Below are 15,919 nucleotides of genomic sequence, written 5' to 3' on the forward strand. Positions count from 1 at the left end.
ATATCAGATATTAACTAAAACAGTACATATAACACAGTATAATAAATAAAACAAATAATCACCAATTTAAACAAACATATAAGAATATAACTACTTTTAATTAAATAACAACACTCATTTAATCAATAAAAAATAAAACTAATTTATTCTATCAAATATTTTAAGAAAAGAAGTGAAAATCATCCCCATGAATATTAGACAGTGCCATAATCGGGAGTATATTATATAATAAAGATGGTATATCTCGGATTATTAAAATTTAAGGTTAATACATTCTTTTTATATCAATTAAACATTTATAGAATCTATTTAATTAAAAGTATCTTAAAACTATTAATTTAATTAATCAAGCTTTTATTTTAATTAATTTTAGAAAAAAGAAGTTTATCATTTTTTTATATATTAAATAAAAACTAAATAATTATTTAATTTAAATTTAAGAATATTTAAATTGTTGTTTTAAAAAAGTATCAGCCGGATTCTGAACAACCACCTGAATGTGTTATTTTTTAATTTTTTTCTGTTTTAATAAAAATTTTATATTGGGGTATTAATTATATACTATGTTTTACAAAGTATTAACAGTTATAAATAATCTTAATTTAATAAAATAAAATTGATTAATTTAAAAAAGTCACGTGGTGGATATGAGCTCAAAAAATTATTGGACAAAAATACGAGAAATAGCAATTGAATTAAATAAGATAGGGAATGAACACCTGGATGAAACAAGCTTGGACCAGTTAGTACCAATTCTTGATGAAATAGAAAAAATAGCACATAATGATAGTATTGACTATGATTCAGCAAAACTAATTTTATCTGATGAGGGGATGGTGAATTCACTGGAAACTATCAGGGACTTTTATATATACATTGGTGCAAGGCTTGAAAGAGAGAATGCTTATGAAATTATTCAGGGCGGGGAGAATGCATGGGATGTACTTGATACTTTCCACTTCTATGAAAGATATGAAGGACTTTTAAGGAATGAATCAGAATTGGTGCCATTTGATGAGAAGACTAAACTTGTTTTTATAGGAAGTGGGCCACTGCCATTAACATTAATAATGTTCAACAAGCTATTTGGATGTAAATGTGTGGGAATTGAGGTACAGCCGAGTGTTGCAAAACTTTCTCGTCATATTATTAGAAGACTTGGGTTGGCTGATGACATAGAAATAGTTATTGGTGATGAAAGATATGTTAAATACTTGGATTATGATGTGATAATGGTTGCAGCGTTTGCTATACCTAAGAGTAAGGTTTTCGGTAATTTGTGGGAAATAGTTGATACGGATACGCCGATTCTTTATAGAACGTATTCTGGTATGCGGCAAATGCTTTATGAACCTGTGAAGGATGTGGATTTAAGAGGTTTTCATCAGGAGGGTTTAATGTTACCTAAGGGTAATGTTAATAATACATCGGTGCTGGTAAAAAAAATAGTTTAGTTTGTTTTTGAAGAAATTTGTTTTGATGATAAAGAATACAGGGCATAACAGGTTAAACAAGATAATTTCCCCGTTATTATTTTAGGGGATTATGACTTATCTTGCTAAATAGTTATGCATTACTTGTTGTATTCGTTATCTTATCCTTTTTTTATTAATATTTATTGTTGTAGTCTACATGTGGTACATGTTTAATGGGATATTTTCAGATGAACCAGTGTCATATCATCATATTGAGCCTGATTACCACAGTAATCATTAATATTATATATCAAGTCTTTAATAGTGTTATTATTATTTTCACTATTTAAGAAGTTAATCATTCTTTCAACACCATATAACTCATTCTCATCATTCCGTGCATCAGTAATACCATCAGTATACAACAATAATTCATTATCTAAGATAATTTTCTCATTTTTATACTCAAAATTTTCATAAATACCTAATACAAGACCTGACTCAATGTTAAGCTCTACAAATTTATCATCCTCTTTAACTAATGGCGGATTATGTCCGGCATTACTAAACAATAATTCATGAGTATTTTTATTATAAATACCAATCCACAATGTAATGAACATAACCTCAGTATTCTTCTTACAAACATTATTATTAATTGAATATAACATTTTTGCAGGATCCTTTTCATACGGACTGAGCTGTTCTATAAAGTTTTGAATAATTGTTGAGAAAATCGCTGCAGGAACTCCTTTACCCGAACTATCACCAATCACTATCAATACCCGTTCATCATCTAGTTCATAATAATCATAAAAGTCTCCACCAACCTCTTTTGCAGGCTGACTGAAACCGGTCAGACAATAATTATCATTTTTTATAGATTCTGTAGGTAATATGGAATTCTGTATATTACGAGCAATCTTTAATTCAGTTTTAATCCTCTGTTTTTCGGTTTCAATATTTTTAATGTTTTCAATATAATCATTATTATATTTCACCAAATCAATGTAACTACGTGATAACATACTTATCTCATTATCTTCTTCTGTGTACTTTGAATATATTTCCAGTAAGTCATTTGATTCAATTATTTCACCATGCTTTATGCGTGATTCTATTTTTGAAAATGATATTAATGGTTTTACAATAGTTTTTTCAATATATCTGATAATAAAATATGTTGGTATAAAGAATATGGCAACTAACACATCCAATATTAATAACAGATAAAGGTAAACAGTATCCTTTGAAATATACTTCACAGTATTTAATATAATGTTATCTATCGGGAGGAACACATCAAGTAACGCTATAATTATTATTATAAATGTAATTCCCAGGAATCTGTCAATGATTCTTTCAGGAATCGAAATGAAAGATACCTCATCAACCTTTTTAATAGGCTTAGTACAGTATATTGCCATTAATGACATTATAAGTATTACTTCGAAGAGATTTACAAAATAATTCTTTGTTACCATATGGTCTGCAATTATAACACACGGAATAAATATTAACATGATAATATCAATTATCGTATATAATCTTGGATTAAATTCTTTTTTAGCAATAGGTGGCATGTCCACAAAATCATAATAACGTGTAATCCATATGCCTATTGTACTAAAAATTAATGAGAAATTCACAAAATTAACAAAATATTTTAAACCCATATCATAATATAAACCAATTGTATGCGGATAGAAAATATATGTAATCTTAGTAGCTAATAATGAATATAAAATTCCACAAATTATAACGATTAAGAAAATACTGACAAGTTATGAGTATTATTTAATCTTAAACGAGTAATCAGGTTTTCTTCCTGATACTTAGTGTACCATAATTTATATCCCAAATATATTACTAAAAGCCCGTAATTTCTGAAGCAATAGATGATTCAATTGAATAACCATTAATTAGATCACATATGAAGTTAGCACTTGTAGAACCAATTGCACCATAAACTCCGAAGAACATTGAAGAAATAAATAATACTCCAAGGTATGGTGAAAGTTCCATTCCGAAAGGTTTTGTCGGAAGTAATGTATACGTACCTAAATTAATTATAACCATCAATATGAATGGTATTATAAAATTCTTTATTTTAGTCTTCATACTACTTCACTTTTTTAGTTATTATTAAATGATTTTCAGTATCATAATTATATTTTATCGAATCTGCAAGATTTGTAACAAAATGAATACCTAACCCACCAATTTCAGTTTCTTCAATAGTATCCGGAGCAACATGATCCTCTTTTTCAAGTGGATTAAATTTAACACCATTATCAATAAATTCCAAGCATAAAAGTTGGGTTTCATTATTAAAATCTGCTGAGATTTTAATGTAATCTGCATCAGAATAATTAATTATGTTAACAAATATCTCTTCAGTAATAAGTGTAACTTCAAAATCCTCTTTTTGAATAATCTCCTGAATAAATCTATTGATAGTATATAGTTCTTCTAATTTTGGATCTACTTTGATTAATTTCATATTATCAACTTAACTATCAGTATGTGACTATAATCCTTGATAATTGTAATGATTAAAACAATATTCTTGTATATTAGGCTAATGATTATTTATAATTATTTTATAATACATAATTATATAATATTTTTATTCGATACTATTCCTGAATGATTTTGTAATTAATTTTTATCCTATTATATGAAATTGGTCTATTATAGTTTCATTTTTTAAGAGACTTAATATTAAATTCAATAGATAAATATAATATTATATGAATCAAAATCAGTATAATAAAACAGAAGTATATGCATTACTTACAGGCATAGCAACTGCAAGTCTGATAATAAGTAACATTTTAGCCTTTAAAACTTTCACAATGCTTGATATAGTATTGCCTACTGCAGTAATAATATTTCCCGTAATATACATAGTTAATGATGTACTTGCAGAAACATATGGATTTCAGAAAGCTAGACAAGTAATTCTTCTAGGATTTATAATGAATTTCCTAGCAGTAATATTATACAATATTGCCATAATATTGCCCGCACCAGTATTTTTTGAAGGAGCAGAAGCATTTCAAATGGTGTTAAGTAATAGTTTAAGAGTACTGGTAGCTAGCTTTTCAGCATATCTTATTGGAAGCTTAGTAAATGCTTACGTAATGGTATACCTTAAGAAAAAATTTGACAAATACCTCTTTGCACGTTGTATACTATCAACAATATGTGGGGAAGGATTAGATGCAATAATATTCATAACAATAGCATTTATTGGTACAATGCCAATAGGAGTCCTATTAACCATGATAATAGCTCAAGCAGCTTTTAAAACAGTATATGAAATAATTGTTTATCCATTAACCAAAATGATTATAAGCAAGATAAGATCCTTGCCAGAAAACTAGAACTGGAAGTAAATGATAAAAATTATAATGCCATCATGGAAGAAAACCTTTTTTCAATTATTAACAAAATACATTTTTAGAAGGTTAATATGGGATAAAAAATAAATATAGCAAATAGGAGAATAACGATGACAACAATAAGAAATATGAAACTATTAGAAGAACTCAGTTTAACACCTGCAATATCAGGAAACGAAGAAAAAATGCGTGAAATAATAAGCAGAGAACTGGAAAGTTGCACAGATGAAATAGAAACTGATGAAATGGGAAACTTAATCACCACAAAAAAAGGTGAAGAAGGAGCACCAACAGTAATGCTAGCATCACACATGGACGAAATCGGTTTAATGGTAAAATACATTGACGACAACGGTTTTATCAAGTTCATAAAAATTGGTGGAATCAACGATCAAATGCTGATAAACCAGGCAGTAATCATACACTCAGCAAACGGCAAAGTACCTGGAGTAATAGGATCCAAACCACCACATGTAACAAAACCAGAAGAAAGAAACAAAGTAATAAAATACACGGAAATGTTCATCGACATAGGTGCAAACAACAAAGAAGAAGCAGAAGAAATGGTATCCATTGGAGATATGATAACCTTCAGAAGTTTCTTCGAAGAATATCCTAACAATAAGGTTATGGGAAAAGCATTAGATAACAGGATTGGATGCTATGTGATGATGGAAGTGATGAAAAGAGTTGAAAGTCGTGCAACAATTTATGGAGTTGGAACTGTTCAGGAAGAAGTAGGACTGAAAGGGGCAAAAGTGTCAAGTTACACATTAAATCCGGACTACGCGTTTGCACTAGACACAACATTATGTGGAGACCACCCTGGAATAACAATAGAAGAAGCACCATGTAAGATGGGAGAAGGACCTGCAGTAATACTTGCAGACAGGTCCGGGGATGGAATAATCACTCCTAAGGTCATGAAGGACATGATAATAAATGCTTCAAAAAAGAATGATATTGGCATACAATTAGAAGTAAGTGATGGTGGAACAACCGATGGAACGGCCATACACTTGAACCGGGAAGGAATTACCACTGGTGTGATAAGTGTACCTACCAGGTATATTCATACACCTGTAAGTGTGGCAAGTGCAGAGGATATTGAAAATACCATCGAATTGATGTTAGCAATACTAAACAACATTTAATCCCCTATTTATAGTTATAATTATGTGAGAACAAGTTTCTCCCATAAATAAATTATATTAAAAAGAAAACTGAAATCAAAGTTAATGGGAATGATGATTATACAAGCAAATGGCATTAAAAAACTATTAATCTTAGGATTGGTTTTAATGGCAGTAACCTGTACAATGGCAGCAATAAGTGCTGATGATGTACCTGTTACTAATAAAACATTCGAAAATGGAGTACTAACCCTTGGTGGTTTACAATTTAAAATTCCAACAGGATATAATCAAGTAGAAGCTGACCAAGAATCTTCCACAGCAGGAGATGCAGAACACATAGATGGAACAACAGTAGATACAGAAGTTGCAGCAGATTTCGCTAACGGTGCAGACAAACCTGACATCAAAGTTGGATACAAAAACAACGGAACAATTGACACAATAAACTTACCTAATGCTCAGAAAAAATCTATTGCAGGAAAAGATGGATATTTCTGGACTGAAAGTGATGACAGTAAAACAGAATACAATTTTGAATATTTACAAGATGGAAAAATTGTTAAAATAGAAACTTACAATGAAGGAGTAATAAGTCAAGTACTTGCTTAGTTTCAATAGGTTTTTTATAATATTGGCCCTGTAGAAATCATATGAATAAAGTGTGAAAAGTAATACTTTTTATCAAAATATTTAAATACTATTATCGAATAATTATTAACTATACAATAAGTAATAATTTATTATCTATATTTAATATTTTATTATTTAGTGTATTTTTTTGAAAGTTGTTATGTATAAGAGTTTTGTTGTTCGTATTTATCCTGATGAGGTTCAGGAGAATTTTTTCACCAATCAGTTTGGTTGTTGTCGGTTTGTTTTTAATACTTTTCTGGATGCCAAAAAGAAAGTATATGCTGAAAATGGAGTGTATTTGTCTTTTTATGATTGTTCAGCTATGTTAACTGAGCTAAAAAAGTCTAAAACTTGGTTAAAACGAGTTGATTCCACAGGTTTAATTGAATCATTGAAAAATTTAGAAAATGCATTTAACAGATTTTTTAACCAAATCAGCAAGTATCCACGTTATAAAAGCAAGTATAATCCTGTACAATCTTATAAAACCCATAATATCAATAACAATATCAGAATTAGGGACAAATTTATTCGTCTTCCTAAGGTAGGTTGGATCCGATTTCGTACCCATCAAAAGATAACTGGTCAAATACAATCTGTAACTGTTAAAAGAAAAGCATCAGGCAAATATTTTATTTCTATCTTATGTAAAAATGTTACAAGACATGTTTATAAGACTAATAATCGTAGTTGTGGTATAGATTTGGGAGTATCACGTTTTGTCACAATAAACACGGGCAAAATAATACCTTTCCCACAACAAAACAAAATCATACAACTACACAATAAAATACGAAGATTACAAAGAAAACTATCCAAAAAAGAATTTAGCAGCAAAAACTACAATAAAATCAAAAAGAAAATAGCACAAACATATGAAAAAAGACATAACATACTAGACTATCACTTCTATAAGATAGCACAACAATTAACAGAAAAATACCAAGTAATCTGCATGGAAACACTAAACATCAAAGGCATGCTAAAAAACAGCAGACTATCTAAGAGCATACAAGAAAAATCATGGCACATGTTCACAAAAATAATAGAACAAAAAGCATATGAACACGGAAGAAAACTAATACACATTGACCAATGGTACCCCTCCAGTAAAACATGCAACAACTGCCAATACTACAATGACAAGTTAAAACTAAACAACCGAACATGGACATGTCCACAATGTGGAAACACACATGACAGAGACATAAACGCAGCCAAAAACATACAACGAGAAGGATTAAAAAAAATATAATTATATAAACAAAGTATTTTATATGTGAACCGAGGGTTTCCCGGAGATCGCCTGTACCACTTACTATGCTTAGCATTAGCGGCAATTAGGCAGGAATCAAATGAAAAATATGATTACTCAATATGAGTGAGAATTGTATTATGATGAAGAAAGGAGAATATTGAAATAAAATATTTCCCTCTGTAAAAAAACTATATTTGGGTTATTACTCATATTTCTCTCAATGCAAGGTTTTCTACAGAGCCATAAACTGTTTTCTTATATATTAATCCAAAAGTCATAAATATATAATGATAACATAAAAGTCATATATATAAGAAAAATGGGGGGAAAGAAATATGAAAAATGTAGAAATACTTAAACAATCATTACTATTTCCTATAAGATATTATAAACATTTTGCAATAGTAACATTATTATTTCTAATAGCGGAACTAGTTCAGGAACACTTCGCACACCATCACGGCAGTGTAATAATATCAGTTATAGCATTAATATTACCTTTAATAGCTCTTGGAATTAATCTACAAATTATATTTCATGCAATAAAGGCCAATAAAGGATTTCCAAAATTATCATTAAGAAAAGCCCTTGATGAATCAGTAAAAGACACAATACTAGAATCATACTATCTTGCAATAACCATAATAATTACAGCAATTATAGTGGCGATAATAGCAGCAATTCAAGGTATTGTTGATATTCCAAATCGTACAGCCCATCTTCTGGTAGCATATGAACATTCAAATGTAATAGAAATTATTGGATCAGCACCTCAACTGTTAATGAATCACAGTATGGATATAATAGTAACAGCATTACTAATATTCATCCTTATATTGACTGTAATGTTTACATTTTGTACTATAGGTAAAGTAGATTTAGAAGTAAATCATAATTTCAGACAAATATTAGACCTCGGATATATAGGTGGTATAGTTGGAAAGATAGGAGTAACGAGGTATCTGCAATTTTTAGCCTTAGTAATGGTTCTGTGTATAATTATATCAAATATTATAGTCTTTTTAGAAGCTAAACATACACTTGGTTGTCTGTTATCATCATTGTTGGAAGCATTTTCGTTATTCTTCTTCCTACATGCATTCTCACAATTATACCCAGAATAACATTTTCACCACCCCTTCGAAACTCCTTTTTTTTATTAAATGAAAATTATTTTTTCCTTTAAATTTTATTTAGTGTAATCTAATATTTTTAGTAGAGAAAGGGATAGTATCATATTATTAAACAGATAATTTGATAAAAAATAGTATTATAGTGGGGAAGGGGAGATTACAGTATACTACCACCAACAGATTCAACATACTGTTCAACATAATCCTTATCTTTCACATCAAATAAAGAATAATGGAAGGTAAAACATGAGAACGAGTCATTAACCTGATTATCATCCCTGTCAATTATTTCTACATCAATAACAGGTTCAATATTCTTAAACATTTTAATCAAGAATTCATCATCACATTTACGAGGAAACAGTACAGATAAATCAAAATATTCTAAATTAATATTATTCTTTTTCCATTCCTGAATATCCTCATCAGATAATATGTCAACATTTGAAATATCTAAGTCAATCACATTATCCTCTGAAGTTCGAAGAGCCACACTTTTAGATTTTACATCAGAAATAATTCCAACATACACTTCATTAGTGAAATGATGTTTCAAGCCCATCTCTTTTCCAACAGATTTCTTGAGAAGATTAATCTTACGGTTAATCATATTAATAGCTAAATCTGAACGTTTCAAGGATTCTTTTTCATCATTTAAATGTTTTGCAGATTCAACAATAATTTTAACAAAATCTTCCTCATCTTCATTTTTAATCAAGTTAGAAATATATATGCTTTCATCTATTAATGTTTGCCTAGCATTTTCTGTTTCATGGTTATTTTTTTGTATGGAATAATAAAGATAAGGATTCTGATAAACTATACGTCCAACCATGTCAAGCATTAAACTGTAAACAGGGCTTGAAAAATTTCTAGATTTTTTAACATTAATATTTAACTTTTTAATGGTAGCAGCTAAGCTAATGAATGAAAAATGAGTAAGGCCCTGAACTATACTCATATATTTATCATGTTCTTCAGGTGTAGTTTCTACTATTTCACACTTATTTTCTATTAAAAATTCCTTAATTCGTGGCAACCAATTGTTTGACCTGCCCTGTACTGGTGTTAATACTATTATTTGCTTTTTAAGATTGGGAACACGAGGACCAAACATAGGATGACTTGGTACAATCTCCGTATCTTCTGGTGCAAACTTTTCAAGAGCATCTGAAACTTCGCTTTTTATACTCGCAACATCCATAAGCACTGACCCTTTTGGAGCATATGGTGCTACTTCCTCGATAGTTTTCACCATACTCTCAATAGGAACACTGAAAATAATTATTTTAGCATCTTGTATGGCTTCAATGTTATTGCAATTATAATTTACCCCTATTTCCTGTGCAATTTCTGTTCCTGTACTTTTGTTACGACTGGTGATGGTAATATCATATTTTTCTTTCAAATGTTCTGCCAACCATCTTCCCAGACCTCGGGTACCTCCTATGATGGTCATTTTCTTTTCATTTTCTCTAGTCATATATAAGCATCTCTAATTTTTTCAAATATTTTATTGTAAATTATGGTTTCTCCTATTATTAACATTTAATGACAATATCTTTTTTTTATTATTATTTAGTATATGGGAGATATAAATTTTAAAAATAAAAATCTTATTCTATTTTAACATTAACTACATCTTTTTCATCTTTTACAGTATTAGTCTCATCTTCAACGTCTTTTTCAGAAGTTATGTTAACTTTAGTTTTCACATTATTCTCTTTTATAGGAATGATTAAACAAGCTAATATGTAAATTAAAATGCCTCCAGGAAATAAAACAGTGAAAACAGCCCATAATAATCTTACAATCACTGGATCAATATTAAGGTACTCTCCTATTCCACCACAAACTCCTGCAATACAGATATTGCTTTCTGAACGATATAATCTTTGAACCATGAATTCTCACCTAAAAATTTTTATAATAATACTTCTATCAATACTCTATTAATTATTTTTTTGTGAAATTATTTAATATCATAAATATATGTTGTGAATTTAATGTACAATAGGATATTAAAGTTCTTTTATAGAGACTTGGCATAAATTAGTTTCAAGAGAAAAAAAGTAATACTCGAAAAAATATTAACCTTTTTATCAAAATGATAACCAGCATTATGTCTTTGTTCAAATCAAATATAACAAAACCCTTTTCTTTTATTGTTTATTTTTGAAAATAGTCTTGTATTTTTTTGATTTTCCCAGGGGCAGTCCGTGCCCACTTATACAGTCGTTCCTTGGGGAAGTTCTGCTTACTTTTACGTATAATATTACATGCTGCATTGATATCTGCATTTATTAATATTCCGGTGCTTGTTTTATAGAGTCCTCTTTTTATTCGTTTTCCTTTAAATTTATATTCCTCATTTTTTTCTTCATCTGCTTTGTAGGTTGGTAATATGTCGTTGTCTAGGAAACTGCTTTTGCTTGTGTATGATTCTTCGGTAATAATTAGTTTGATGTCGTATTTTTGGCATTGTGTTTCTAGTTTGTTTATGAATTTTTTGAAAGCTATTTGTGTGAATATTTGGTTTTGTTTTTTTCCCATATCTGTTTCGTATTGGAATTTTTTGTTGTATCCGAGTATTATGGTTCCTATGTCTTGTTTTTTGCATGTTTCTATTATGAATTTGGTTGTGTGATCTAGGAAGTTGTTTTGTATTGCTTTAAATTTGGTGTTTATTTTTTGTAATCGTTTGGATGTTTTTAGTCCCTGTTTGTTTAGTATTGATTGATATTGTGCTGTTTTTTTGCATTTGAAGGCTATTTGATTTTTTAAAAATCGCCCGCCCACAATGTATGGGGTCCCTTCACTTGTAACAATACTTGCAAAATTATTAACACCCAAATCAATACCCATCATTTTACTTTCATCTAAACCTAGAGACTCTTTTTCCATTTGATATGTGAAATTGGCTTTAAACATTTGTCCATTCTTTAATGGTATAATTTCTACTTGTATAATCTTTTTATCACGTATATTTTCAGGAATTCTAATACGTGGTCTGCAATCTTTGGATTTTAATTGTTTTTTATATTCTCTGCTTAAGGGTAATTCAATGTAACCCTGGGCTAATTTTTTCTTGGAAGAAGTTATTGACTCATTTGATATTATGATATTATGTAAACGGTTATCTCTGGTTTTAGGTTTATTTGATGGTCGTTTATATTCATTATCGATGCTTTTATTTTTTAATGCAACATAAGAATTAAAAGATTCAACATGTTTTTTAATAACATTATTTGCTATATTGGCTTGAATAAGTGAATAATCTTTACTGAATTCAGTTTTAACTTTAGTGATTATTGATTTGAAATTCAACTGTTTAAAATGTTTATCATCAGCACATTTATCTAATTTAGTAGTTTTTATAGCACAATTTCGTAAATCATTTAATTTCAATGAAATATCCACTAAAACATTGAATTGTTTCTTAGAAAGACCTCTAATAAGAGTACTTTGAGTTAAATATATACAATTTTCATCTATCATAATAATTAATACTGCTTATTTCACTCCATTAACTTTAAAACCGAAAATCAAGAAAAGAATTTCATAAACAACAATTCTATGACTTCGATAATATAAATTATAGAATAAAATGTATATAAGTTTAATCCAAGAGCAGCTGGTAAGTAATCAAGGGGGTCTTGGTAAGTAATCAAGGGGGTCTTGATAAGTAATATATTTCATATTCCTATACATACTTAACAATCATACTAAAAAAAAAGTTTCATCCACATAAAAAAGTATTACAAAAACGAATTTATGCCAACACTCTTATATTAGAAAAATATTAAATATGATGTAAAACCTTTCCACACAACATGCATGTTTTTTTATTTTTTGGATACTTTAATTTTTCGGAGAATTTATTAAAAATTAAATCATTACTTCCTATATAAATAATCTTATAATCTAGAAAAGACAAACACTAAACTAAGATTAAATGAGGAATAAAATATGTTAACAGTTGGAACAAAGGCACCAGATTTTAGTTTACCCGATTATGATGGAAAAACCAGAAAACTATCCGTTTTCGTGGACAAAAAATAATATTATACTTCTTCTATAAAATCACAACAGCTGGCTGTAAAAATCAGGCATGCACATTCATGGACTTATATCCACAGTTTGATGAAAAAGGAGCAACAATAATAGGAATAAGCAGAGACAGTGTAGAAACACAGAAAGGATTCCTGGAAGAATACAAGTTACCATTCATATTACTCTCAGACACGGGAAATGGAAGTTATAAAACAATATGATGTATTGAAGGAGAAGAAAAATGTTTGCTCGGCCAACAATAGGGCTTGAAAGAACTACATACCTGATTGATGAAGAAGGAATTATCATTAAAGCATTTGATAAGGTAAATCAGGTAAAAAATCCAAAACAGATGCTAGATGAACTAGACTGATTACATTACATTTCTCCTCTCCCTAGTATTTTTTTTTGCACATAATTTTATTCATATGTTTGGATGGTATGTTAGCACTGAGAAAAACCAGAATATAAGGAATAATAGACAACAGATTCCAAGGCACGTTTTGTCATGATTGTTTTGTTCATTGTTTTCTTGTGGTTTGTAATCATAATTATTATCCCAGTTCATGTTATGGGGAATTATATAACCTCTGGAATCAAAATCTGACCCGCTTAATTCATTCAATACTTCTTCTGGGTATTCACAATCTTCTATACTTAAACGACCTGCTTCTACTTCCTCTGCTTCGTATATGACTGTTGATCTATGTGACATGTTCTATAATCCTCCAGTATTATTCACTATTATTTCTTATTTATTACATGTGTTGAATTATATTATTTTTAGAATTTAGATGTTATTGAATATACTATATGTTTTTATTATCTATTATAGGGTACTCGATTTTAACTGAATGCAAGAGTGTTGTTTGGTGTTCTTTTGTGAAGTCGTCTAGTGTTGTTTGGTTGTTTTTGTAGGGTACACGTGGATTTTTTGTTTTTTGTTCTGTTTTTTGTTCTGTTTTTTGTTCTGTTTTTTGTTTTTTCTTTCTTCTGTGTTTTATTACTGGCCGTAGTTCTATGTTTCCTTCTGCTAGTTGTTGCATTTTGGTTTTTGTATTGTAACCTTGTTGTATGCAGATTGTTGTTAATAATATGCATGGATATATGTATTTGCTTATTGATTTGGTTGTATATTTGTGGAATTTGCCTAAACCGAATGCATCTTTGGCTACTTTGAAAAAATCTTCTATTAATCCTCGTACAGGTTTTAGTTTTTTCCAGTTTTCTAATTTTTTTATTAAGATGGTTTTTAATGTTATGTACTCTTTTTTTAATTTATTTACTTTCTTATTTTTGAATATTTCGAGAGGATAAGCTAGATTATCTTTTATTTTTTGTATTGTATTTTTGTATTTTGGTGCTATTACTGGAACTATGTTATAATGGTTAATTCCTATTTTATAGTTTTCTAATAGTAATATCCTCTATCTAGGTATAATGATGTTCTTTTTGTTAAAAGTCTTCTTCTTTTTAATTCGTTTAGTACTTCTTCATAAAGTACGGAATCATGTGGTGATCCTGGATGAATAAGAATGGATACTGGGCATAATGTATCTTTATCAAGTGTTACTGTTACTTTAAATCTTATATAATAGTTTTTAGTTTTAGAAAATCTCCATTTGAGTTTCAATTTATCTAATTCTTCTTGAGATATGTATTTTTTGATCGTGTTTATATCTACTTCTACAGAGGTTGCATCAACTATAAACGTTCTTATTGGATTCCTATTTTCTTTATTTATTCTAGAACATATGCTGTTTGTTATATTATTAAATAATTATGGGTCAAAACGATTAAAATAATCGTAAAATTGTTGTTCTGTAAAATTATTTTGTATTTTAAAATGAGTTTGTAATTTTTTATCTCGATTTATTTCACGAACTGTATCTGATATTGTATAATTATAAAACAATGCTATTAGTATAATTTTCATAGAATCTATCATTTTGTTGATATTTTTTACACCATTTCTTGATAATATTTGTTTGGTTGATCTTTTATCGAAATATTTAAGTATTTTGGTCAATAAACATATTTTTGGGTCAGTTTTATCTAAATTTATACTTATTGACCCTATTTTTATGAATTAAGAACTAATTTTTTGTACTTAAAAATATAACAACATATACATATGGTTAATCATGAAAATAAGCTTTAATAATACTTATTTTATAAGCTATTTTTCGAGTACCCTATACCAATATATACAATACAATAATCGAAGAGAAAAATGAAACAGTAAACATTACTGTACATAAAGTATGGGAAATACTGGTAACAAGAATCCGGTACATGTAACTGTGAACATAATAGCACATGGTCATACCATTGCATCAGCAACACTATCTGAAGATAATAGTTGGACTTACACTTTCACAGGACTTCCAAAACATGATGAAAACAAAGAAATCATACACTACAGAGTAGATGAAATAACCATACCTGAAGGTTACACGGCTACATATTCAGGAAATATGCATAATGGATTTACCATTACAAACACCTATGAATATGAAGAAGTTGAAGAAAACAAGGAAACAGTAAACATCACAGTACACAAAGTATGGGAAAACAATGGACATAAAATACCAGATTCAATAACTGTAAGTTTAATGGCTAATGGACAGCACATAACCAGTACAAAACTATCAGCTGGTAATCGTTGGACTCATACATTCAGTAACCTTGACAAGTATGGTGCTAACGGTAAACAGATAGTTTACACGATAGATGAAATCAGAATACCTGAGGGTTACATGGTAGATTATACTGGAAACATGAAAGAAGGATTTATCATAACTAACACTTATCCATTAAATGATAGTGTGAAGGTAAGTATTAACTTTCACTGTAGTTAAAAATTGGAGAGCTAACACTACAC

The 15,919-nt window shown here is 29.0% G+C and carries 18 protein-coding genes; 9 read left to right on the forward strand and 9 right to left on the reverse strand.

The window, feature by feature from the left end; translation table 11 throughout:
* The first annotated feature begins 647 nt into the window (after window positions 1–647).
* Window positions 648–1,454: a nicotianamine synthase family protein gene (locus PXD04_RS15825; RefSeq protein WP_323735788.1), complete on the forward strand. Its 807-nt coding sequence runs from the start codon at window positions 648–650 to the stop codon at window positions 1,452–1,454.
* A 191-nt stretch (window positions 1,455–1,645) separates the two neighbouring features.
* On the opposite strand, the gene PXD04_RS15830 is transcribed toward PXD04_RS15825, so the two are convergent.
* From PXD04_RS15830 to PXD04_RS15840, 3 genes are all read right to left on the reverse strand, one after another.
* Entirely contained in the window at window positions 1,646–3,091 is a 1,446-nt protein-coding gene (locus PXD04_RS15830) for a PP2C family protein-serine/threonine phosphatase (RefSeq protein ID WP_323735789.1), read from the reverse strand.
* Window positions 3,092–3,284: 193 nt separating this feature from the next.
* Window positions 3,285–3,536, reverse strand: coding sequence for a hypothetical protein (locus PXD04_RS15835; RefSeq protein ID WP_323735790.1), 252 nt, complete (start codon window positions 3,534–3,536; stop codon window positions 3,285–3,287).
* 1 nt (window position 3,537) lies between these two features.
* The gene (locus tag PXD04_RS15840) at window positions 3,538–3,918 is read right to left on the reverse strand and encodes an ATP-binding protein (protein WP_323735791.1); all 381 of its coding nucleotides are present in this window, start codon (window positions 3,916–3,918) and stop codon (window positions 3,538–3,540) included.
* Between the two features lie 250 nt (window positions 3,919–4,168).
* Here PXD04_RS15840 and PXD04_RS15845 point away from each other — a divergent pair, with 250 nt between their 5' ends.
* The 5 genes from PXD04_RS15845 (at window position 4,169) to PXD04_RS15865 (ending at window position 8,973) form a co-directional block, all read left to right on the forward strand.
* Entirely contained in the window at window positions 4,169–4,804 is a 636-nt protein-coding gene (locus PXD04_RS15845) for a queuosine precursor transporter (protein ID WP_323735792.1), read from the forward strand.
* A 128-nt stretch (window positions 4,805–4,932) separates the two neighbouring features.
* Window positions 4,933–5,976 (forward strand): M42 family metallopeptidase, encoded by a 1,044-nt coding sequence (locus tag PXD04_RS15850; RefSeq protein ID WP_409988273.1) that lies wholly within the window; start codon window positions 4,933–4,935, stop codon window positions 5,974–5,976.
* 90 nt (window positions 5,977–6,066) lie between these two features.
* The gene (locus PXD04_RS15855) at window positions 6,067–6,567 is read left to right on the forward strand and encodes a hypothetical protein (protein WP_323735793.1); all 501 of its coding nucleotides are present in this window, start codon (window positions 6,067–6,069) and stop codon (window positions 6,565–6,567) included.
* Between the two features lie 169 nt (window positions 6,568–6,736).
* Window positions 6,737–7,846 (forward strand): RNA-guided endonuclease TnpB family protein, encoded by a 1,110-nt coding sequence (locus PXD04_RS15860; protein WP_323735794.1) that lies wholly within the window; start codon window positions 6,737–6,739, stop codon window positions 7,844–7,846.
* Window positions 7,847–8,184: 338 nt separating this feature from the next.
* Complete coding sequence (locus PXD04_RS15865) at window positions 8,185–8,973, forward strand: hypothetical protein (protein WP_323735795.1); 789 nt, start codon at window positions 8,185–8,187, stop codon at window positions 8,971–8,973.
* Between the two features lie 166 nt (window positions 8,974–9,139).
* Here the strand turns inward: PXD04_RS15865 and PXD04_RS15870 are convergent, their stop codons facing one another.
* The 3 genes from PXD04_RS15870 to PXD04_RS15880 all read right to left on the reverse strand — a co-directional run bounded on the left by PXD04_RS15870 (window position 9,140) and on the right by PXD04_RS15880 (window position 12,480).
* Window positions 9,140–10,465, reverse strand: coding sequence for a prephenate dehydrogenase (locus PXD04_RS15870; RefSeq protein ID WP_323735796.1), 1,326 nt, complete (start codon window positions 10,463–10,465; stop codon window positions 9,140–9,142).
* Window positions 10,466–10,598: 133 nt separating this feature from the next.
* A complete protein-coding gene (locus tag PXD04_RS15875) occupies window positions 10,599–10,886 on the reverse strand; it encodes a PspC domain-containing protein (protein ID WP_323735797.1) in 288 nt (95 codons plus the stop codon).
* Window positions 10,887–11,151: 265 nt separating this feature from the next.
* Window positions 11,152–12,480: a transposase gene (locus PXD04_RS15880; protein ID WP_323735798.1), complete on the reverse strand. Its 1,329-nt coding sequence runs from the start codon at window positions 12,478–12,480 to the stop codon at window positions 11,152–11,154.
* A 584-nt stretch (window positions 12,481–13,064) separates the two neighbouring features.
* On the opposite strand from PXD04_RS15880, the gene PXD04_RS15885 reads away from it, so the two are divergent.
* Entirely contained in the window at window positions 13,065–13,256 is a 192-nt protein-coding gene (locus PXD04_RS15885; RefSeq protein WP_323737461.1) for a redoxin domain-containing protein, read from the forward strand.
* Window positions 13,257–13,276: 20 nt separating this feature from the next.
* On the forward strand, window positions 13,277–13,408 hold the full coding sequence (locus PXD04_RS15890; protein WP_323735799.1) for a hypothetical protein: 132 nt from the start codon (window positions 13,277–13,279) through the stop codon (window positions 13,406–13,408).
* Window positions 13,409–13,459: 51 nt separating this feature from the next.
* Here PXD04_RS15890 and PXD04_RS15895 read toward each other — a convergent pair whose 3' ends face one another.
* From PXD04_RS15895 to PXD04_RS15905, 3 genes are all read right to left on the reverse strand, one after another.
* Window positions 13,460–13,750, reverse strand: a complete 291-nt coding sequence (locus PXD04_RS15895; RefSeq protein ID WP_323735800.1) for a hypothetical protein — start codon at window positions 13,748–13,750, stop codon at window positions 13,460–13,462.
* Window positions 13,751–13,844: 94 nt separating this feature from the next.
* Entirely contained in the window at window positions 13,845–14,081 is a 237-nt protein-coding gene (locus PXD04_RS15900; RefSeq protein WP_323735801.1) for a hypothetical protein, read from the reverse strand.
* 365 nt (window positions 14,082–14,446) lie between these two features.
* A complete protein-coding gene (locus PXD04_RS15905; protein ID WP_323737462.1) occupies window positions 14,447–14,803 on the reverse strand; it encodes a transposase in 357 nt (118 codons plus the stop codon).
* 496 nt (window positions 14,804–15,299) lie between these two features.
* On the opposite strand from PXD04_RS15905, the gene PXD04_RS15910 reads away from it, so the two are divergent.
* Window positions 15,300–15,896, forward strand: coding sequence for a Cna B-type domain-containing protein (locus PXD04_RS15910; RefSeq protein WP_323735802.1), 597 nt, complete (start codon window positions 15,300–15,302; stop codon window positions 15,894–15,896).
* Window positions 15,897–15,919: the final 23 nt, after the last annotated feature.

Origin of the sequence: Methanosphaera sp. ISO3-F5 (assembly GCF_034480035.2) — an archaeon.
Taxonomy (GTDB): Archaea; Methanobacteriota; Methanobacteria; order Methanobacteriales; family Methanobacteriaceae; genus Methanosphaera.